Annotated in this window: 21 protein-coding genes; 10 read left to right on the top strand and 11 right to left on the bottom strand. The window is 67.6% G+C overall.

Translation table 11 applies throughout. The features are described from left to right. A partial coding sequence (locus ACYSM9_RS12040; RefSeq protein WP_461857195.1) for an NAD-dependent epimerase/dehydratase family protein occupies positions 1–73 on the bottom strand: 73 nt, incomplete at its 3' end. A gap of 110 nt (positions 74–183) precedes the next feature. On the opposite strand from ACYSM9_RS12040, the gene ACYSM9_RS12035 reads away from it, so the two are divergent. Beyond that, entirely contained in the window at positions 184–792 is a 609-nt protein-coding gene (locus ACYSM9_RS12035) for a TetR/AcrR family transcriptional regulator (RefSeq protein WP_461857193.1), read from the top strand. A 123-nt stretch (positions 793–915) separates the two neighbouring features. Further along, positions 916–1,527: a hypothetical protein gene (locus ACYSM9_RS12030; RefSeq protein WP_461857192.1), complete on the top strand. Its 612-nt coding sequence runs from the start codon at positions 916–918 to the stop codon at positions 1,525–1,527. A 33-nt stretch (positions 1,528–1,560) separates the two neighbouring features. On the opposite strand, the gene ACYSM9_RS12025 is transcribed toward ACYSM9_RS12030, so the two are convergent. Then, complete coding sequence (locus ACYSM9_RS12025) at positions 1,561–2,415, bottom strand: hypothetical protein (protein WP_461857191.1); 855 nt, start codon at positions 2,413–2,415, stop codon at positions 1,561–1,563. Positions 2,416–2,423: 8 nt separating this feature from the next. Next, positions 2,424–3,452: a 2,3,4,5-tetrahydropyridine-2,6-dicarboxylate N-succinyltransferase gene (gene dapD, locus ACYSM9_RS12020; RefSeq protein WP_461857190.1), complete on the bottom strand. Its 1,029-nt coding sequence runs from the start codon at positions 3,450–3,452 to the stop codon at positions 2,424–2,426. Between the two features lie 51 nt (positions 3,453–3,503). Here dapD and dapE point away from each other — a divergent pair, with 51 nt between their 5' ends. Then, positions 3,504–4,640 (top strand): succinyl-diaminopimelate desuccinylase, encoded by a 1,137-nt coding sequence (gene dapE / locus ACYSM9_RS12015; RefSeq protein WP_461857189.1) that lies wholly within the window; start codon positions 3,504–3,506, stop codon positions 4,638–4,640. 85 nt (positions 4,641–4,725) lie between these two features. Here dapE and ACYSM9_RS12010 read toward each other — a convergent pair whose 3' ends face one another. The 4 genes from ACYSM9_RS12010 to ACYSM9_RS11995 form a co-directional block, all read right to left on the bottom strand. Continuing rightward, positions 4,726–5,565, bottom strand: coding sequence for an amino acid ABC transporter permease (locus ACYSM9_RS12010; RefSeq protein WP_461857188.1), 840 nt, complete (start codon positions 5,563–5,565; stop codon positions 4,726–4,728). Continuing rightward, positions 5,562–6,212, bottom strand: a complete 651-nt coding sequence (locus ACYSM9_RS12005; RefSeq protein WP_461857187.1) for an amino acid ABC transporter permease — start codon at positions 6,210–6,212, stop codon at positions 5,562–5,564. Before ACYSM9_RS12005 ends, ACYSM9_RS12010 begins: the two co-directional genes overlap by 4 nt. 84 nt (positions 6,213–6,296) lie before the next feature. Beyond that, on the bottom strand, positions 6,297–7,184 hold the full coding sequence (locus ACYSM9_RS12000) for a glutamate ABC transporter substrate-binding protein (RefSeq protein WP_461857186.1): 888 nt from the start codon (positions 7,182–7,184) through the stop codon (positions 6,297–6,299). A gap of 69 nt (positions 7,185–7,253) precedes the next feature. Next, positions 7,254–8,009, bottom strand: coding sequence for an amino acid ABC transporter ATP-binding protein (locus tag ACYSM9_RS11995; RefSeq protein ID WP_026265670.1), 756 nt, complete (start codon positions 8,007–8,009; stop codon positions 7,254–7,256). A gap of 104 nt (positions 8,010–8,113) precedes the next feature. Between ACYSM9_RS11995 and ACYSM9_RS11990 the strand changes: the two genes are divergently transcribed. From ACYSM9_RS11990 to ACYSM9_RS11975, 4 genes are all read left to right on the top strand, one after another. Next, a complete protein-coding gene (locus ACYSM9_RS11990) occupies positions 8,114–8,896 on the top strand; it encodes an LOG family protein (protein WP_461857185.1) in 783 nt (260 codons plus the stop codon). Positions 8,897–8,938: 42 nt separating this feature from the next. Further along, on the top strand, positions 8,939–9,352 hold the full coding sequence (locus ACYSM9_RS11985) for a DivIVA domain-containing protein (protein WP_461857184.1): 414 nt from the start codon (positions 8,939–8,941) through the stop codon (positions 9,350–9,352). Next, positions 9,349–10,605: a hypothetical protein gene (locus ACYSM9_RS11980; RefSeq protein WP_461857183.1), complete on the top strand. Its 1,257-nt coding sequence runs from the start codon at positions 9,349–9,351 to the stop codon at positions 10,603–10,605. Before ACYSM9_RS11985 ends, ACYSM9_RS11980 begins: the two co-directional genes overlap by 4 nt. A gap of 232 nt (positions 10,606–10,837) precedes the next feature. Beyond that, positions 10,838–11,005: a DUF3117 domain-containing protein gene (locus tag ACYSM9_RS11975; protein WP_102973820.1), complete on the top strand. Its 168-nt coding sequence runs from the start codon at positions 10,838–10,840 to the stop codon at positions 11,003–11,005. A 74-nt stretch (positions 11,006–11,079) separates the two neighbouring features. Here the strand turns inward: ACYSM9_RS11975 and ACYSM9_RS11970 are convergent, their stop codons facing one another. After that, the gene (locus ACYSM9_RS11970; protein ID WP_461857182.1) at positions 11,080–11,712 is read right to left on the bottom strand and encodes an O-methyltransferase; all 633 of its coding nucleotides are present in this window, start codon (positions 11,710–11,712) and stop codon (positions 11,080–11,082) included. A 230-nt stretch (positions 11,713–11,942) separates the two neighbouring features. Between ACYSM9_RS11970 and sigE the strand changes: the two genes are divergently transcribed. From sigE to ACYSM9_RS11955, 3 genes are all read left to right on the top strand, one after another. Then, a complete protein-coding gene (gene sigE / locus ACYSM9_RS11965) occupies positions 11,943–12,557 on the top strand; it encodes an RNA polymerase sigma factor SigE (protein ID WP_461857181.1) in 615 nt (204 codons plus the stop codon). A gap of 7 nt (positions 12,558–12,564) precedes the next feature. Further along, a complete protein-coding gene (locus ACYSM9_RS11960; RefSeq protein ID WP_461857180.1) occupies positions 12,565–13,434 on the top strand; it encodes an anti-sigma factor in 870 nt (289 codons plus the stop codon). Positions 13,435–13,503: 69 nt separating this feature from the next. Next, the gene (locus ACYSM9_RS11955; RefSeq protein WP_461857179.1) at positions 13,504–13,908 is read left to right on the top strand and encodes a Sec-independent protein translocase family protein; all 405 of its coding nucleotides are present in this window, start codon (positions 13,504–13,506) and stop codon (positions 13,906–13,908) included. Between the two features lie 35 nt (positions 13,909–13,943). Here ACYSM9_RS11955 and ACYSM9_RS11950 read toward each other — a convergent pair whose 3' ends face one another. The 3 genes from ACYSM9_RS11950 to ACYSM9_RS11940 are packed head-to-tail and all read right to left on the bottom strand — an operon-like array spanning position 13,944 to position 17,100. Then, a complete protein-coding gene (locus tag ACYSM9_RS11950; protein ID WP_461857178.1) occupies positions 13,944–15,101 on the bottom strand; it encodes an Mrp/NBP35 family ATP-binding protein in 1,158 nt (385 codons plus the stop codon). Positions 15,102–15,134: 33 nt separating this feature from the next. Further along, positions 15,135–15,833 carry a DUF1003 domain-containing protein gene (locus tag ACYSM9_RS11945; RefSeq protein WP_461857177.1) on the bottom strand — a complete coding sequence of 233 codons (699 nt, stop codon included), beginning with the start codon at positions 15,831–15,833 and terminating at the stop codon, positions 15,135–15,137. Further along, complete coding sequence (locus ACYSM9_RS11940; RefSeq protein ID WP_461857176.1) at positions 15,817–17,100, bottom strand: magnesium transporter MgtE N-terminal domain-containing protein; 1,284 nt, start codon at positions 17,098–17,100, stop codon at positions 15,817–15,819. The genes ACYSM9_RS11945 and ACYSM9_RS11940 overlap by 17 nt, the downstream gene beginning before the upstream one ends. Between the last annotated feature and the right edge of the window lie 2 nt (positions 17,101–17,102).

The raw sequence follows: 17,102 nt of genomic DNA, 5'->3' as shown, positions 1-17,102 counted from the left end.
GGCCGGCTTCCTGCAGGGAAAGGACGGTGTGGGAACCGATGTAGCCGGTGCCCCCTGTAACCAAGATTTTCATGACTCCAACGCTATCCCAGGAACTGTTGCCGCCGCCCCTGTGACCCGGATGCCGGTCACGCCGGGCAGGACGGCCCGGAAGTTGGAAGCACGGATGTGCTAAAAAGAGGAGTGCCCAAAATAGTTGATGCGGACGTCCGGCGGCAGGACGTGGTGGATGCCGTGCTGCGCATCATCGCCGTGGACGGGCTGGAGCGCGCATCGCTGCGGGAGGTGGCCGACGAGGCAGGCCTGGCCGTGGGGTCCGTGCGGCACTATTTTTCCGGCAGCGATGAACTGCTGGCCTTCTCGTTCGCCACCGTGGTGGACCGTATCCTGCGGCGTCTCTCGGGTCTCCTCCCTGCGGTGCGCGGCGCCGCCCCTGGAAGCAGCGCGCACCGGGAAGCCGTCCTGGCGCTGCTGGGCGGCATACTGCCCCTGGATGAGGAGAGCGCATTGGAGGTGTGTGCCTGGCTGGCGTTCAAGAACGCGGCCCGGATCAGGGCCTTCCTTTCCGCCGAGGCCGACCGCAGCCACCGGGAAGTGGCAGCCATCGTTGGCGGCATCGTGGCGTCCGTGCTGCCGGAGGACGAACCGCAGGAGAGCCTGGTGCTTGAGGCCGAACGGCTCCTGGCCGCGCTGGACGGTCTGTGCCTGCACGCTCTGCTGCAGCCGGAGTGGATGACCGCACAGATGTGCCGCGACGTGCTCAACCGGCACCTGGACGGGCTGGCGCGGTAAGTGCGCCGGCCGATCCGACACCTGTCCTGCACTACCGCGGACTGCCTGCGGGAATAGACTGAAAGCCGGTACGCCGGACCGGACCATCACGACCGGTATGAGTACGCCAGGGAAGGACTTCGGATGCAGCACGCAAGCGGTTCAGGGTGGCACATCACCACCGACACGTCGGGGCCGATGATGATTGCGCTGTACGTCCGGGACGCAGCCGGCCTGAACGGGGTGGGGCGGCCCATGCTGTCGCACACCGCACCAAAGGTCCGCTCCGGCAACCACTCACACCTGACGGCGGATGTTGGCGGGGTGAGTGCGCTGAAGACCGAGTGGGAGGCCTGGTGGGAACAACTGCTGAAGGCCCACCCGCAGACAGCGCCGGAGCTGTCACCGCCCTCTTTCGAGGCGTTCGGCAACTCCCCGGCCCTCCAACGGGTCCTGCAGGCCCATTTCGGTTCTGCCCTCACCTGGGCCAGGGAGCGCCGGAGCGAGTACGCCGAGCTGGAAGCCGAGCGTGTGGCCACAGGAACCGGCCAGCTCCTCCAGGACATGGTGGATGACCGGCTGCTGGAAGTGGGCCGGGACGCGCGGGACTTCACGCTGACCATCATCGAACTGCCGCTGGACGAACAGCGCGCCTGGTACCTGGAACCTGACAAGATCATCATGAGCCAGCAGCTGATGGGCCAGCCCGACCTGTTCCGCAGCTACGTGCAGCCGGTCCTGGAAATCCTGGCCTGAACCCGGAACCAGCGGACGCTGCAGCGGCGGCCGTCAGGCGCCGTCGTCCTGACGCAGGGTGATGCGCACCTGGCCCTCCGGGGCGCCCGACTCCTGCCACCCGTCGTCGGCGGAACGCTGCCAGGTGTGCCCGGCAACCTCCACCCGGGTGACGGAGAGATCCTTGGCATTGGCCACCGCCCACTGCGCAATGGACCACGCCTGGGTTCCGCCGGCTTCCACCACAACGCTGCCCGCCGCCGTTTCGGCGTTCACGCCGCCGTAGGCGAGGTCCAGTTCAGACGCGACTGCGGCGGGATCGCCACCGGCAGTCGCGGAACGGAGGGTGCACTGCACCGCCCCGGGGGTCTGTCCCGTGAGGCCCGAAGCGAAGGCGCGGCCCATGTCCTCGTGCTGGGCGTAGGCCTGCGGGTGGGCTGAGCGCTGGACCTGCTGGGCAGCGTCGGTGATGTCGAGGGTCTCGTAACCGGGGATCTTCACCAGCGCGTCGTAGAAGGCGTTGACGGCGTAGTACGGATCCATGATCTGGTCCTCTGTGCCCCAGCCCTGGGAGGGCCGTTGCTGGAAGAGGCCGCGGGAATCGGGTCCTGCCTGGTCGCCGTGTCCGATGTTGCGGAGCTTGGATTCCTGCATGGCGGTGGCCAGCGCGATGCTCGCTGCCCGGGGCGGCAGTCCGCGCCGCACGGCCACGGCGGTGATGAGGGCGGCGTACACGGCCTGGTCCGGGGCCAGTTCCGCGGACCGGTTGCCTGCCGTGGCGGTGCAGCGTTCCGACACCAGGGTTTCGGAACGCTGCACGAAGAACACTGCAGTGTAGATGCCGCCGGCCACCAGTGCGAGGGCCAGCAGCAGCACCACCAGGCGGCGCAGGCTGCGTCTGCGTGCCATGACGAACGTCAGTTGGCGTGCAGGGCGTCGTTCAGCTCAACGGTCTGGCCCTTGCGTGCCAGGACTTCCACCGCTCCGCTGGTGGAGTTGCGGCGGAACAGCAGGTTGGGCACGCCGGAGAGCTCGGCGGCCTTGACCACCTTGGTGGTTTCCTCGCCGTCGTCGTCCTTCGGGCCCAGCACACGCACGCGGGTGCCGGCCGTGACGTACAGGCCCGCCTCCACCACGGAGTCATCGCCAATGCTGATGCCGACGCCGGAGTTCGCACCCAGCAGCACGCGTTCGCCGATGGTGATCTTCTCCTTGCCGCCGCCGGACAGGGTGCCCATGATGGAGGCGCCGCCGCCGACGTCGCTGCCGTTGCCGGCCACGACACCCGCGGAAATCCGGCCTTCGACCATGGAGGTGCCCAGGGTGCCGGCGTTGAAGTTCACGAAGCCCTCGTGCATGACGGTGGTTCCTTCGGCCAGGTGCGCACCCAGGCGGACCCGGTCGGCGTCGGCGATCCGTACGCCGCTGGGGACGACGTAGTCCACCATGCGCGGGAACTTGTCCACGCCGTAGACGGTGACGGCTCCGCGGCGGCGCAGCTTGGCGCGGGTCAGCTCAAAGTCCTCGACCGCTGCCGGGCCGAAGTTGGTCCACACGACGTTGGGGAGTTTGCCGAAGATGCCGTCCAGGTTGATGGTGTTGGGCCGGACCAGGCGGTGGGAGAGCAGGTGCAGCCGCAGGTAGGCGTCTGCGGTGTCAGCCGGGGCCTCGTCCAGGTTGATCTGGACGAAGACCACTTTCTGCTCGGTGCCGCGGTCCTCGTCGGCGCCGTCCTCGGCGATCCGCGTCAGGGCTTCGTCAGCGTTTTCCACCGAACGGAGATTCTCGGCCGCAACACCCAGCGAAGGGGCGGGGAACCAGACGTCAAGGACAGTGGCGTCACTGCCGGCTGTGGAAATGGTGGCCACGCCGAAGCCGTGGGCGGAGCGTTCGCCAGCGGCGGTGTTCAAGGTTTCGGGCACGGCGGAAGAAGCGGTCTCAGTCATGTGCCCCAGTCTATCGAGGGCGGGGTGGCCGGTTCGAACTAGACTGGCTTCGTGACTGCCGAAACCGCGCCCGAAGCTGCCGTAACCACCCTCGACCTCCGCCAGGACGTGGCGCTGCTGACCGCCGCCATCATGGACATCGAGAGCGTGTCCGGCAACGAACGCGCCCTGGCCGATGCGGTGGAACACGCCCTGCAGGCCATCCCGGAGCTCACCGTGCTCCGCGACGGCGATGCCATCGTTGCCCGCACCGAACTTGGCCTGGGTGAGCGCGTCATCCTCGCCGGCCACCTGGACACGGTCCCGCTTCCCCTCACGGAGGGTGCCAAGGGCACCGTCCCGTCGTCGTGGGAGTCCGGTGTGCCGGGGGAAGGGATCCTCTACGGCCGCGGCGCCACGGATATGAAGGGCGGGGTGGCCGTCCAGCTCGCGCTGGCAGCAGGCCTGTTCGACGGCGGCGCGCAGCCCAGGCGCGACGTCACGTTCGTCTTCTACGACCACGAGGAGGTGGAGGCCGTGAAGAGCGGCCTCGGACGCCTGGTCCGGAACCGCGGCGACCTGCTCCAGGGCGACTTCGCCATCCTGCTGGAGCCGACGGACGGCACGGTGGAGGGCGGCTGCAACGGCACCAGCCGGTTCGAGGCCAGCACGGTGGGGGAGGCAGCCCACTCGGCCCGCGCATGGATGGGCAGCAATGCCATCCACGCTGCCGCGCCGATCCTGGCCAGGCTGGCGGCCTACGAGCCCCGGACCATCAACGTCGACGGGCTGGACTACCGCGAGAGCCTGAACGCGGTAAAGATCAACGGCGGAACGGCCGGCAATGTCATCCCGGACCGCTGCGTCGTGGAGATCAACTACCGGTTCGCGCCGGACAAGACCCCGGACCAGGCCGAAGCCCACGTGCGGGAACTGCTGGCCGGCTTCGACGTGGTCCGGACCGATGCCGCCGCCGGTGCCCGGCCCGGGCTGCAGCACCCGGCCGCCGCGTCCTTCGTTGCCGCCGTGGGAGCCGAGCCCAAGCCCAAATACGGCTGGACCGACGTCGCACGCTTCAGCGAGCTGGGCATCCCGGCGGTGAACTTCGGTCCGGGTGATCCGCTCCTGGCGCACAAGGACAACGAGCACGTGCACGCCGACGCCATCCGGAACTGCCTGCGGGCCCTGCAGGATTGGCTTGCCGGCTGACACCTGGGAAGCCGGCTGGCAGCCAACGAAAAAGGTCCGCAATTCCCGTGGGAATTGCGGACCTTTTCCGTAGCTGCCGCCAGGATCAGGGGGCTGCTGCTTCCAGGACGTCCGGTTCGGCCTTCGCCGTGCCGCCGGCGGCCTTCTTGGAGCCGCGCCGCTCGATCCACACCGCGAGCCGCGACACCGAGATGTTGATGGCGATGTAAATCGCTGCCGCCACGAAGAAGATCGGGAACAGGTACTGCGTGCCCAGGAAGTCCGCCATGACCTGGACCGCGCGGAGGAGCTCGCCGTACGCCACGATGTAGCCCAGCGACGTGTCCTTCAGGAGGACCACCATCTGCGCCACCAGCGAGGGCATCATGCGCCGGATCGCCTGCGGCAGCTCGATGAGCATGCGGGACTTGTAGCTGGTCAGGCCGATGGCGAGGCCCGCCTCGCGCTGGCCGCGGGGAAGGGACTGGATGCCGGCGCGGATGATCTCGGCGAACACCGCGGCGTTGTACAGCACCAGGCCCGCCACGACGGCGACGAACGCGGAGGTGCCGAAGCCCAGCAGGATGAAGAGCATCATGAGGACCACCGGCATGCCGCGGAGGAACTCCAGGATGACCCGCATGGGGACCCGGATCGCCGCGGCGTCCGAGATGCGCAGCAGGCAGAGGAGCAGGCCCAGCGGGAAGGCGATGACGGCGGCCAGTGCTGCGGCTGCCAGGGTGGAGCCCAGGCCGTTGCCGAGCAGCCGCCACACGTCGGCGCGGGTGAAGATCTGCCACCGGCGGGCTTCGAAGATGCCCTGCTGGGCGAGGGTCATGACGATCCAGGCCAGGAGGCCGAGGATAAGGAGGCCCCCGACGATGGACGCGATCAGCGAGATCCGCCGGGCCTTGGGACCGGGGACGTCGTACAGGACGGAGCTCATCGGGCAATCGCCACCTTTCGTTCCACCGTGTTGGCAAGGATTCCCAGCGGGACGGTGAGGAGCAGATAGAAGAACGCGGTGCCCAGGAGGACAGTGATGACGGCGTCGCCGTTGGCGTTGGCCATCTGGCGGCCGTAACCGAACAGCTCCAGGACGAAGAAGGCGCCGGCCACCGAGGAGTTCTTGACGAGGGCGATCAGGATGTTGATCAGCGGCGGGATCACGGTCCGCAGTGCCTGGGGGAGGATGATGAGGGAGAGCACCTGGCCGAACTTCATGCCGATGCTGCGTGCTGCCTCGGCCTGGCCGACGGGCACGCTGTTGACACCCGAGCGGACAGCTTCGGCGATGAACGCGGCGGTGTAGGTGCTCAGGGCGATGATCGCGGCAATCTCGAACTGCTCGAATTTGACCCCGATCCGGGGGAGCACGACGGCTGCGAAGAAAAACGCGATGGTCAGCGGGGTGTTGCGGAGCACTTCCACGTAGACGGTGCTGAAACCGCGGAGTGCCGCAACGGGGGAAACGCGCGCTGCGGCAAGCAGGGTGCCAAGGATCAGCGCGAAGATGCCGGAGACGGCGGACAAAAAGAGGGTGCGGAGAAAACCGTTCCAATACAGGGGCAGGTTTTCAATGATGACGTCCATAAGATCCTTCGGCTGTATGCGTGGACGGATGAAGGCGGTGCTGCCGGGGCCGTTGTGCAGCCCCGGCAGCGCGGCGGACGCTACTTAGTAACGGTTGATGGCCGGCAGGCTCGGGGCGGTCTTGATGACCGAACCGGCGGTGGCCTCCCAGGCCTTCTTGTAGGAGCCGTCCTTCTCGAAGGATTCCAGCTGGTCGTTGATCCAGTTGCGGAACTCGGTGTCGCCCTTCTTCAGGCCGATGCCGTAGGGCTCCTTGGTGAACGTTTCGTCGGAGGCCAGCTTGAAGGCGTCCGGTTCCTTGTCAACGAAGCCGGCCAGGATCACGTTGTCCGTGGTCACTGCCTCGACCTGCTTGTTCCGCAGCGGCTCCAGGCAGGCGGAGTACGTGGCGGCGGGCACCAGTTCGGCGCCGTACTTGTCCACGATGGTGGCGGCGGGGGTGGAGCCGGTGACGGAGCAGACCTTCTTGCCCTTGACGTCTTCAGGTTTCTTGATGGCGTCGTTGTCCTTGTTCACCATCAGGGCCTGGCCTGCCTCGTAGTACGGGCCGGCGAAGTCGACAACCTGCTTTCGCTTGTCGCTGATGGTGTACGTGGCGATGACGATGTCCACCTTGCCCTGTTCGATGAAGGGCTCGCGGTTGGCGGAAACGGTCTCGGACCATTCGATCTTGTCCGCGGCGATGCCCAGCTTGGCCGCGATCAGCTTGCCGATTTCAACGTCGAAACCGACAGGCTTGCCGTCCAGGCCCACCTGGCCGAACAGCGGCTGGTCGAACTTGGTGCCGATCTTGATGGTGCCGGCGGAGGAAAGCTTTGCCATGGTGGTGCCGGCCGCGAACGTCGGCTTCTCTACCGGGCTCGGGTTGGCGGAACCGCCGGAATCCCCGCCGCCGCAGGCGCTCAGGGACAGGGCGAGGGCGGCGGTGGCCGCCACGACGAAGGATTTCCGCCGGGACATAAATGCCTTCATGACATTCCTTTCATTGATGGCCGTGGGTTTCCGGCCTGGATGCGAACTGAAGTGTGGTGTTCGGGTGGATCAGTGGGTCAGGAGCTTGGACAGGAAGTCCTTCGCGCGGTCGCTCTTCGGGTTGGTGAAGAACTCCTCCGGGGTGGCGTCCTCAACGATCTGGCCGTCCGCCATGAAGACCACGCGGTCCGCGGCCTTGCGGGCGAAGCCCATCTCGTGCGTCACCACGATCATGGTCATGCCTTCCTTGGCGAGCTGGACCATGACGTCCAGGACCTCGTTGATCATCTCGGGGTCCAGCGCGGACGTGGGCTCGTCGAACAGCATGACCTTGGGCTTCATGGCCAGGGCCCGGGCGATCGCCACGCGCTGCTGCTGGCCGCCGGAGAGCTGGGCCGGCAGCTTGGGTGCCTGGTGGCCCACGCCAACGCGCTCCAGGAGGGCCATGGCGTCCTTCTCCGCGGCCGCCTTGGAGACACCCTTGACCTTGATGGGGCCCAGGGTGACGTTCTCGAGGATCGTTTTGTGTGCGAACAGGTTGAAGGACTGGAAGACCATTCCGACGTCGGCACGCAGCTGGGCGAGTTCTTTGCCTTCCTCGGGCAGGACCTTGCCGTCGATGCTGATGGTTCCGCCCTCGATGGTTTCCAGGCGGTTGATGGCCCGGCAGAGGGTGGACTTACCGGAACCGGAGGGCCCGATGACCACAACAACCTCGCCCTTGCGGACCTGCAGGTTGATGTCCTTGAGAACGTGCAGCTGGCCGTAATGCTTGTTAACGGCGTTCAGGGAGACGAGAGCATCGCCGGGCACATGAGTAGTCATAGGAAAGAATCTAGCGAACAACGATGCGTTATGACCCCAATCACCCCAAGTTCGCGCTGATCGTGATTCAAGAGATACCTGGAGTTGGAGGTTAGCCTAGGGGAATGAGCATCAATGCAGATCCGGCCAAGAATTCCCAGCCGCGCCGTAAGGGGCCCCTTGAGCTGCGCCGCAAACAGGCTGCCGTGGAAATGTCGGATCAACACCTGCTTGATACCAAGGGTCCGGGCCAGTTCGTGCACACCGACCCGTGGCGCGTCCTGAGGATCCAGAGCGAATTCGTCGAGGGCTTCGGCGCCCTCGCGGACATCGGCAAGGCAGTGAGCGTGTTCGGCTCGGCCCGCACCAAGCCCGGCAGCGCGTACTACGAGATGGGCGTCGAAGTGGGGCGCAAGCTTGCCGAGGCGGGGGTCGCGGTCATCACCGGAGGCGGGCCGGGCTCCATGGAAGCGGCCAACCGCGGCACCGTCGAAGGCAACGGAGTCTCGGTGGGCCTGGGGATCGAGCTGCCCTTCGAGCAGGGCCTGAACCAGTGGGTGGACCTGGGCATCAACTTCCGCTATTTCTTCGCCCGCAAGACCATGTTCGTCAAATATGCCCAGGGATTCATTGTCCTGCCCGGCGGCCTGGGCACCCTCGACGAACTGTTCGAGGCCATGGTGCTGGTGCAGACGCGGAAGGTGACGTCCTTCCCGATCGTGCTCCTCGGCGTCGACTTCTGGGGGCCGATGATCGAATGGATCAAGGGCACCCTCGTGGCCGAAGGCATGGTTTCCGAGAAGGACCTCGACCTGATCCAGCTCGTGGACACCCCCGCAGAAGCCGTGGACCGCGTCCTGCACGAGGCGGTCACTCCGGCGCTGAACGGCGAGCAGCGGCCCGAGTAGCCACGGCCCCGGGTTCGGGCAGCGGTCTGGCACGATGGAACCGTGAGCTTCTTTCTGGTCTTCCTCGCCGTCGCCCTGGTCGCGGCGGTTTTCTGGGCCGGCCTGGGCCGGCGGAACAGCAAGGCAGGCGAATCGCCGCTGCCGGCCCCGCTGGACGGCGGTTTCGAAGAGCCCCCGGCCAACCTGCCTCCCGTGCTGCTTCCGGAGCACGCCGGTCCGGAGGATGTGAACCGGGTGCGCTTTTCCCTCGGCCTGCGCGGGTACCGGATGGACCAGGTGGACCAGGTGCTGGATGAACTGCGGGACCAGCTGGCCGCCCGGGACGCCGTGGTGGCACAGCTGCGTGGCCAGGTGGCGGCACTGCGGAGCGCGTCCGACGGCGGTCCCGCGGCAGGTGCCCCGGACGGGCCCGGTGGCGGGCACGGCAATGAGCCCGCAGGACAGGGCGGGCAGTGAGCACCGTGACGCGCGGGGCACCCCTGGCGTCTGCCGCCGCGCTGGCCCAGCAGCTGGCCTCGGCCGTCCGTCGGTGGCCGTGGTGGCTGCAGGTTACCGCGGTCTACGGCGGCGCCCGGCTGGTTAGCGCCTGCATCTTCATGGCCGCCGCCCTGCATCAGGGCGTCAACCCCTGGTTTGCCCCGAAACCCGACTACTGGAACTTCATCAACATCTGGGATGCCCGCTGGTACGCGCAGGTCATCGCCACCGGTTACCCAGCGGTCCTGCCCACCGACGCTGCCGGCAACGTGCAGGAAAATACGTGGGCGTTCTACCCCCTTTTCCCGGCGCTGGCAGGGGGGCTGGGCAACCTCACGGGGTTGAAGCCCGCCGCGTCGCTGACCCTCATCGCCATGCTGGCGGGCTGGGGTGCCGCCCTGGTGGTCTACCCGCTCTTCCGGTGCCGGGCTGCGCACGGGCCGGCCATGTGGGGGGTGGCCTTTTTCGCGACCTTCCCCGTCTCCGCCGTCCTCCAGGTTCCCTATGCCGAGCCGCTCTCGCTCCTGCTCCTGGCCACGGCGCTGCTGCTGGTGGTGCGGCGGCAGTACCTCTGGGCCATCCCCGTGGTGGTCCTGCTGTGCCTTTCCCGGCCGGTGGGCGTGCCCTTCGCGGCTTCGCTGGGCCTGCTGCTGGTGATCCGTGCCGTGGCGCGGTTCAGGGGCGGCAGGCCGGGTGCGCCCGGCGAAGAAGCCCCTTCCCTCGGGGACCTCGCGGCGCTGGCCGGGCTTACCGCCGTCGCCGGTCTGTCAGCCCTTGCTTGGCCTGCGGCTGCCTGGGCTGCCACCGGCGACCCGCTGGCCTACACCAAGACAGAAACTGTGTGGCGCGGGCACGACCTGGTGCCGTTCAAGCCCTGGTTCGACACCGGCGTCGACCTTTTTGGCCCCGTGCTGGGCGTCCTCGCACCCCTGGTCTTCGTGGCCCTCTTTGCCGTGCTGCTGTTCCTTCCCCCGGTGGTGCGGCTCGGCGTCGAGCTGCGGCTCTGGTGCGCCTGCTACATGGGGTACCTGCTGGTGTTCCTGCACCCCCAGACCAGCACTTTCAGGATGCTGCTGCCGCTGTTTCCGCTGGCCCTGGGCGCGGCGCTGCTGTCCCGGTCCCGGGCCTACCGGGGGACCGTGATAGCGATGTTCGTGCTGCTGCAGATCGTCTGGATCGTGTGGCTGTGGGCGTGGGCGCAACTGCCCGGCGGCGGTGACTATCCGCCCTAGGGATGGGAGCTTCGGCGCAGGTCAGGCCGGGAATTACCGGTTGCCGGAAATGTCCATCGATTAGCTACGGGCGGGTAATTCCGCGATAATGATAGGTAAGCAAGGACAAAAGCATTCAGAAAACGCGCAGCCTTGGCGGTGGGAATCCACCCCGCCATCGCAGCCTGATCGATATGCGGACGCAGCCCGCCCGGGCTGATTAGTCCTGGGACAAAATGGAGGGAAATTCCTCATGGCGGCGATGAAACCACGCACCGGCGACGGCCCTATGGAAGTCACCAAGGAGGGCCGCAGCCTGATCATGCGCGTCCCGCTCGAAGGCGGCGGGCGCCTTGTGGTCGAACTGAACGCTGCCGAGGCAGCCAACCTGAAGGACTGCCTGGTAGGCGTCACCGAGTAATTGTGCCGGACAGGGTCCGCGGCCTCGCGCTGCGGGCCCTGTTCTGTTTGGGGCCCTGCCCTGTTTCGGGCCGGCTACTTCTTGACGGCCACCAGCAGGCCGTCCCCGGTGGGCAGCATCGCCGAAGCCAGCCGCTCGTCGTCGCGGATCGCCTTGCCCACCTGCCGCAGGGTTACCGTGTTGGGCTCGCGTCCGGCCGGGTTGGCCACCTTGTCCTTGTCCAGGGCGTCATTGATGACCAGCAGGCCCGAGCGCTTGAGCAGGCGGATGGCCTGTTCCACGTAGCCGGGGAGCCCGGGCTTGTCCGCGTCGATGAAGACGAGGTCGTACGCGCCGTCGGTGAGCCGCGGCAGGACGTCGCCCGCGCGGCCGGAAATGGTGCGGGTCCGGTTGGCGGGGCTGCCGGCCTCGGCAAAGGCCTCGCGGGCGGCGCGCAGGTGCTCCACGTCCGCATCGATGGTGGTCAGGACTGCCTGGGGACCCAGGCCCCGCAGGAGGCACACCCCGGAGACACCCGCGCCCGTGCCGATCTCGACGGCGGTCTGCGCCTTGGAGGCTGCCGCCAGGACCGTCAGGACGGCGCCCACGCCGGGGCTGATGGCGCTGACACCCAGTTCAAACGAGCGCTCCCTGGCCCGAAGCATGACCTCATCCTCAGCGGGCAGATCTTCTGCATAGGACCAGCTGCTGGACTTGTCGGCGCTCATGGATCATCGCTTTCTGGGCGGAAGGGGGGAGTTTCTCCCCAAGCCTACTGTGTCCGGCCGTCCGGGCCGTGGAAGCCCGCTGTTGCGCCCAAGGCTGAAGTGCGCCCGCAGTCAGGAAATTCCCAGCCAAGTTTGACATGATGGGTATCCGCTCATCCAAAAGGTGACGGGCGCCGAATCAGAGATGTCAACAGTATCCGGGCGTTAGCATTCCACGAGGGGAGTGGACGATGTCATCTTCAGTTGTGGCACCTGTCCCTGCAGCAAACAATCCCGATGATGAGTGGGTCCGTCCCACCTGGGAAGAAGTGGTCACCAACCATTCGGCGAAGGTCTACCGGCTGGCTTACCGCCTGACCGGCAACAAGTTCGACGCCGAGGACCTCACCCAGGAGGTGTTCGTCCGGGTCTTCCGGTCGCTGGAGAACTTCAAGCCCGGAACGCTCGACGGCTGGCTGCACCGCATCACCACCAACCTGTTCCTGGACCAGGCCCGCCGCAGGACACGCATCCGCTTCGATGCCCTGGCAGAGGACGCCGAGTCCCGGCTTCCCGGCCGCGAGCCCGGGCCCGAGCAGAGCTTTGAGCTGAACAACCTGGACCTGGACGTCCAGGCGGCCCTGGAGGAGCTTCCGCCGGACTTCCGGGCGGCCGTGGTGCTGTGCGACCTCGAGGGCCTGTCCTACGACGAGGTGGCCGAGGCCCTGGGCGTCAAGCTCGGCACGGTCCGTTCACGCATCCACCGCGGACGGACCATGCTCCGGGAAAAGCTCGCCCACCGGGATCCCCGCCCGCAGCAGTCCCGCCGCAAGCTATCGATGCCGCGCATCGCCGGGATCCTCTGATCGGCGCATGAAGTCCCAGTTCCCTTTCAGCGGCAGGCACCAGCGCACCAGCAGCCACCTCCAGGCCTGCCACGACTGTGCCGCCACCGTGCGCCGGGAACGGCAGTACCTCGAACGCCTTCGGACGGCGCCCATCCCGCCCGCCAGCCAGGACCTGACCCAGCGGCTGCTCTCACGCACCTCCGAGCTCGCCGCCCAGCCTGTTCCGGCCCCGGATGGGGGCCCGCGCACGGCGGCACGGACGCTGGCCATCACCGCCGGCGGCACCGTTGCCGCCGCCGGTGTGCTTGCGGTCGGAGCCTTTGCCGCAGCGGGTGATCCCCTGACCGGCAACGCCCCGGGAAGTGCGGCAGCGTTTTCCCATGTCTCGTCGCAAACGCCCGCGGACGGCAGGACCCTGAACGCCGAGCAGGTGGGCAGACTGCGGTCCGACGGCTGGGCCTGCCCCGAACTGGAATCCATGGGCTTCCACCTGGAGGCCGCCCGGGCGCTGGTGGTCGAAGGCCAGCCCGCCGTGGAGCTGCGCCTCACCGACGGCTCCCACCATGCGACCATCACCGAACAGCACCCGGTCAGCCCGGATACGGCGGATCCAGCCGAGGCGGGCGGTGCCCCCGGCGACGGGCTCCTGCAGGTGTGGGGCACCTCGCCGTGGTCCGCCACCTACCGTGCCGCCGGCCGCACCTTCACGTACCGTTCGGACCTTCCCGCGGACCAGGCCGACGACGCCGTGCCCATCCTCCAGCGCCTGGCCGAGACCGCCGCCGAAGGCGTGGATGCCTCCATTGCGCAGGTGCCACCGGCGGCGCCGGGGGAGCCCCTGGGAACGCGGCTGGAGCGCGGAATCAACAGGATTGCGGCGCTGTTCGCGCCGTGACACGGACTCTTTCCCCGGCGGCTGGCCGGGAATCGTCGCTCACAGCCCGGAGAGGGTAATCTTCCTAAAGTGTTTGGTATCAACGGCCCGGAGTTTATCCTTCTGCTGATCATCGGTGTGCTGGTGATCGGCCCCCAGCGGCTGCCCGAATATACCCAAAAGCTGGCGAACCTGGTCAAGGAAGTCCGGCGCATGGCCTCCGGCGCCCGCGAGCAGATCAAGGAAGAAGTGGGCATCGACATCGATGATGTCGACTGGAAGAAGTACGATCCCCGCCAGTACGACCCCCGGCGCATCATCAAGGAAGCGCTGCTCGACGACGACACCAAGCCGGTCAGCGCCGGTGCGCCCGCCGCCGTGGCGGCGGTATCCGGCGCGGCCGCGGCAGCCGCATCGGCCCCTGCCCGGCCCGAACGCGTGGTGGAGAGGCTGCCCGCGGGCGAGGCCGCGCCGTTCGACACCGAAGCAACCTAGGCCCGGCGCGCCGCCGTACTGCGTTGCGCCCCACGTCAGCGGGGCTGCAGGCCCAGCTTCATCCCGGCCAGGCCCCGCGGCTTAGCAGCGAGACGCCCGGCGATGTCCGCCAGTGCTGTGGCTGCCGGCGTCCCCGGCTGGCCCAGCACGATCGGCACGCCCGCGTCCCCGCCTTCGCGGAGCTGGATGTCCAGCGGAATCTGGCCCAGCAACGGTACGTCCGTGCGCACCGTGGCGCTCAGCCTCTCCGCCAGGACGGCGCCGCCGCCGCTGCCGAACAGTTCCATCCGCCCGCCGTCGGGCATCTCCAGGTAGGACATGTTCTCGATGACGCCGGCCAGTTTCTGGCCCGTCTGGGTGGCAATGGCACCGGCCCGCTCGGCCACGTCTGCGGCTGCGGCCTGGGGGGTGGTGACCACCAGGATCTCAGCGCCCGGCAGCAGCTGGGCCACGGAAATGGCGATATCACCGGTGCCCGGCGGCAGATCCAGGAAAAGGGCGTCGAGGTCGCCGAAGTAGACGTCGGTCAGGAACTGTTCCAGGGCACGGTGCAGCATGGGACCACGCCAGGCCACGGGCTGGTTGCCGGTGACGAACATCCCGATGGAGATCACCTTCACCCCGTAGGCGACCGGCGGCAGGATCATGTCATCCACCTGTGTGGGTGCCTGCGTGATGCCCATCAGCGCCGGCACGGAGAAACCGTAGACGTCGGCGTCCACGATGCCCACGCGCAGTCCCTGCGCCGCCAGGGCAGAGGCCAGGTTGACGGTGACCGAAGATTTTCCCACCCCGCCCTTTCCGCTGGCGACGGCGTACACCTTGGTCAGCGAGCCTGGCTGGTTGAACGGGATGGTGCGCTGGGCGCCGGCGCCGCGGAGTTTTTCCTTGAGCGCGTCCCGCTGGGCCTGGTCCATTACCTTGAGTTCGACGTCGACGGCGGTGACGCCCGGGACGGCGAACAGCGCCTTCTCGGAATCGGCGGTGATGGTGTCCCGCAGCGGGCAGCCGGCGATGGTGAGCAACACGGCCAGCGCCACCCTGCCGTCGTCGGACACCTGCACCGAATCCACCATGCCCAGCTCCGTGATGGGCCGGCGCAGCTCAGGGTCGATGACTGTGGCCAGGGCAGCATGGACCGCCTGGGCCAGCGGGGATCCGGAGGGCGTTGAAGTATCCAGGGGGGCGCTCATTGGCTGCAAAACCGGCTTTCGTGCAGGGAGGGGCTAGCGGTCGTGGGCGGAGTGCCCGGGTTTGACCCGCGGAATCTGCTGGGTACGGGGGTTCCGTTGCCTGTCACGCTGTTCACGCAGCTTGTCCTTGACCTTCTCCCGCGGCGACTCGTGCGAGCCCGGGGTGGATGGGTCGTGGGTCCGGAGTTCTTCCTGGGCTTCAAGCAGGTCTTCAAGGAGCGAGCGCAGTTCGGCCCGGACGTAGTCGCGGGTGGCGACCTCGCGCAGGGCAATGCGCAGGGAGGCGAGTTCGCGGGTGAGGTACTCGGTGTCGGACAGGTTCCGTTCTGCGCGCTGGCGGTCCTGCTGGAGCGAAACGCGGTCGCGGTCGTCCTGCCGGTTTTGTGCCAGCAGCAGCAGCGGCGCAGCATAGGAGGCCTGGAGCGACAGCATCAGGGTCAGGAGGGTGAAGCCGAGGTCCCGGGAGTCGAACTGCCAGTCGGCAGGGGCCCAGGTGTTCCAGCCCAGCCAGAAGATGCAGAAGATGGTCATGTAGACCAGGAACTGGGGCGTGCCCATGAACCGGGCGAAGGCCTCGGTGGCGTGTCCGAAAGCGTCCGGGTCGGGCCGGAACGCTGGCAGGATCCGCTGGCGGCCGGCTAGGGGTGTGTCGAGGCTGCCTTTTGATTCCGCTTTGGCCAGGTTCCGCTGGTTGGGGTTCTTCGGAGCACTGATATCAGCCAATGCGGCCACCGAGCTTTCTTATCGGGGCTTCGCCATCGTGGGCGCGCCAGTCGTCCGGCAACAAATGATCCAATACGTCATCAACAGTCACCGCCCCCACAAGCCGGCCGGCGTCGTTGATCACCGGGAGGGAGTTCAGGTTATAGGTGGCCAGGGTCCGTGCAACCTCGCTGATGTGGGCCTGGTCGGAGAGTGGCTCAAGGTTCTTGTCCACCAGGTTTCCCAGGGCCTCGAACGGCGGGAAGCGGAGCAGCTGCTGGATGTGGACCACGCCCAGGAAGCGGCCGGTGGGCGTCTCCAGGGGAGGGCGGGCGATGAAGATCGACGACGCCAGGGCGGGGGAGAGCTCCTCGCGCCGGACGTGGGCGAGGGCTTCGGCGACGGTGGCCTCCGGGGGCAGGATCACGGGCACCGGGGTCATCAGGCCGCCCGCGGTGTCCTCGTCGTATTCCAGCAGGCGGCGCACGTCCTCGGCGCCTTCCGGTTCCATCAGCTGGAGCAGTTCCTCGGCCTGCGCCGTCGGCAGCTCACCCAGGAGGTCGGCGGCGTCGTCGGGATCCATCTCCTCGAGCACATCCGCGGCGCGCTGGACGTCAAGGGCCGAGAGGATCTCCACCTGGTCATCCTCCGGCAGCTCCTGCAGGACGTCGGCGAGACGTTCGTCCTGCAGCTCGCTCGCCACTTCGAAACGCCGCTTGTCGCTCATCTCCTGGAGGGCCTCGGCGAAGTCCGCGGGCTTGAGGTCCTCGTGGTTGGCCACGAACTGCGTGGCGGCCTGCGGCTCGGTCCGCGGACCCTGCTGGGCGTCGGCCCAGTCGATGATGAGCGTTTCGTTGCGGCGCAGCCGGCTCAGCGGGGACAGGGAGTGGCCGCGGCGGACGAACAGTTTGCTGACGAACCAGTCGCGCGAGCGGTGCTGGTCCATGGCGATGTCTTCGATGGTGGCGTCGCCGCTGCCGTCGCGGAGGGTCACCCGGCGGTCGAACATCTCGGCCACCACCAGCGTTTCCGCGCCGCGCTGTTCGAAGCGGCGGAGGTTGACCAGGCCGGTGCAGATGATCTGGGTCTGGTCGATCGAAGTGATGCGCGTCATGGGCACGAACACCCGTTTCTTCCCGGGCACTTCCACCACGATGCCCACCACGTGCGGGGCTCCCTGGGTGCCGCGGGAGAGCACAACGACGTCGCGCAGACGGCCCAGCCGGTCGCCCAGCGGGTCGAAGACGTCGAGTCCCAAAAGGCGCGCCACGAAGACGCGGGTAGGTGTTGTGCTCACTC

The sequence above is a fragment of the Arthrobacter sp. C152 genome (assembly GCF_054890965.1).
Note: the sequence above shows the minus strand (reverse complement) of the source record. Positions and strands in the feature narration are given on the sequence as shown.

Bases quoted from the DNA above. Each gene is read 5' to 3' on its own strand.
- ACYSM9_RS12030 (WP_461857192.1), top strand. From the start codon at position 916: ATGCAGCACGCAAGCGGTTCAGGGTGGCACATCACCACCGACACGTCG.
- ACYSM9_RS12025 (WP_461857191.1), bottom strand. From the start codon at position 2,415: ATGGCACGCAGACGCAGCCTGCGCCGCCTGGTGGTGCTGCTGCTGGCC.
- dapD (WP_461857190.1), bottom strand. From the start codon at position 3,452: ATGACTGAGACCGCTTCTTCCGCCGTGCCCGAAACCTTGAACACCGCC.
- ACYSM9_RS12010 (WP_461857188.1), bottom strand. From the start codon at position 5,565: ATGAGCTCCGTCCTGTACGACGTCCCCGGTCCCAAGGCCCGGCGGATC.
- ACYSM9_RS12005 (WP_461857187.1), bottom strand. From the start codon at position 6,212: ATGGACGTCATCATTGAAAACCTGCCCCTGTATTGGAACGGTTTTCTC.
- ACYSM9_RS12000 (WP_461857186.1), bottom strand. From the start codon at position 7,184: ATGAAGGCATTTATGTCCCGGCGGAAATCCTTCGTCGTGGCGGCCACC.
- ACYSM9_RS11995 (WP_026265670.1), bottom strand. From the start codon at position 8,009: ATGACTACTCATGTGCCCGGCGATGCTCTCGTCTCCCTGAACGCCGTT.
- ACYSM9_RS11990 (WP_461857185.1), top strand. From the start codon at position 8,114: ATGAGCATCAATGCAGATCCGGCCAAGAATTCCCAGCCGCGCCGTAAG.
- ACYSM9_RS11975 (WP_102973820.1), top strand. From the start codon at position 10,838: ATGGCGGCGATGAAACCACGCACCGGCGACGGCCCTATGGAAGTCACC.
- ACYSM9_RS11970 (WP_461857182.1), bottom strand. From the start codon at position 11,712: ATGAGCGCCGACAAGTCCAGCAGCTGGTCCTATGCAGAAGATCTGCCC.
- sigE (WP_461857181.1), top strand. From the start codon at position 11,943: ATGTCATCTTCAGTTGTGGCACCTGTCCCTGCAGCAAACAATCCCGAT.
- ACYSM9_RS11960 (WP_461857180.1), top strand. From the start codon at position 12,565: ATGAAGTCCCAGTTCCCTTTCAGCGGCAGGCACCAGCGCACCAGCAGC.
- ACYSM9_RS11950 (WP_461857178.1), bottom strand. From the start codon at position 15,101: ATGAGCGCCCCCCTGGATACTTCAACGCCCTCCGGATCCCCGCTGGCC.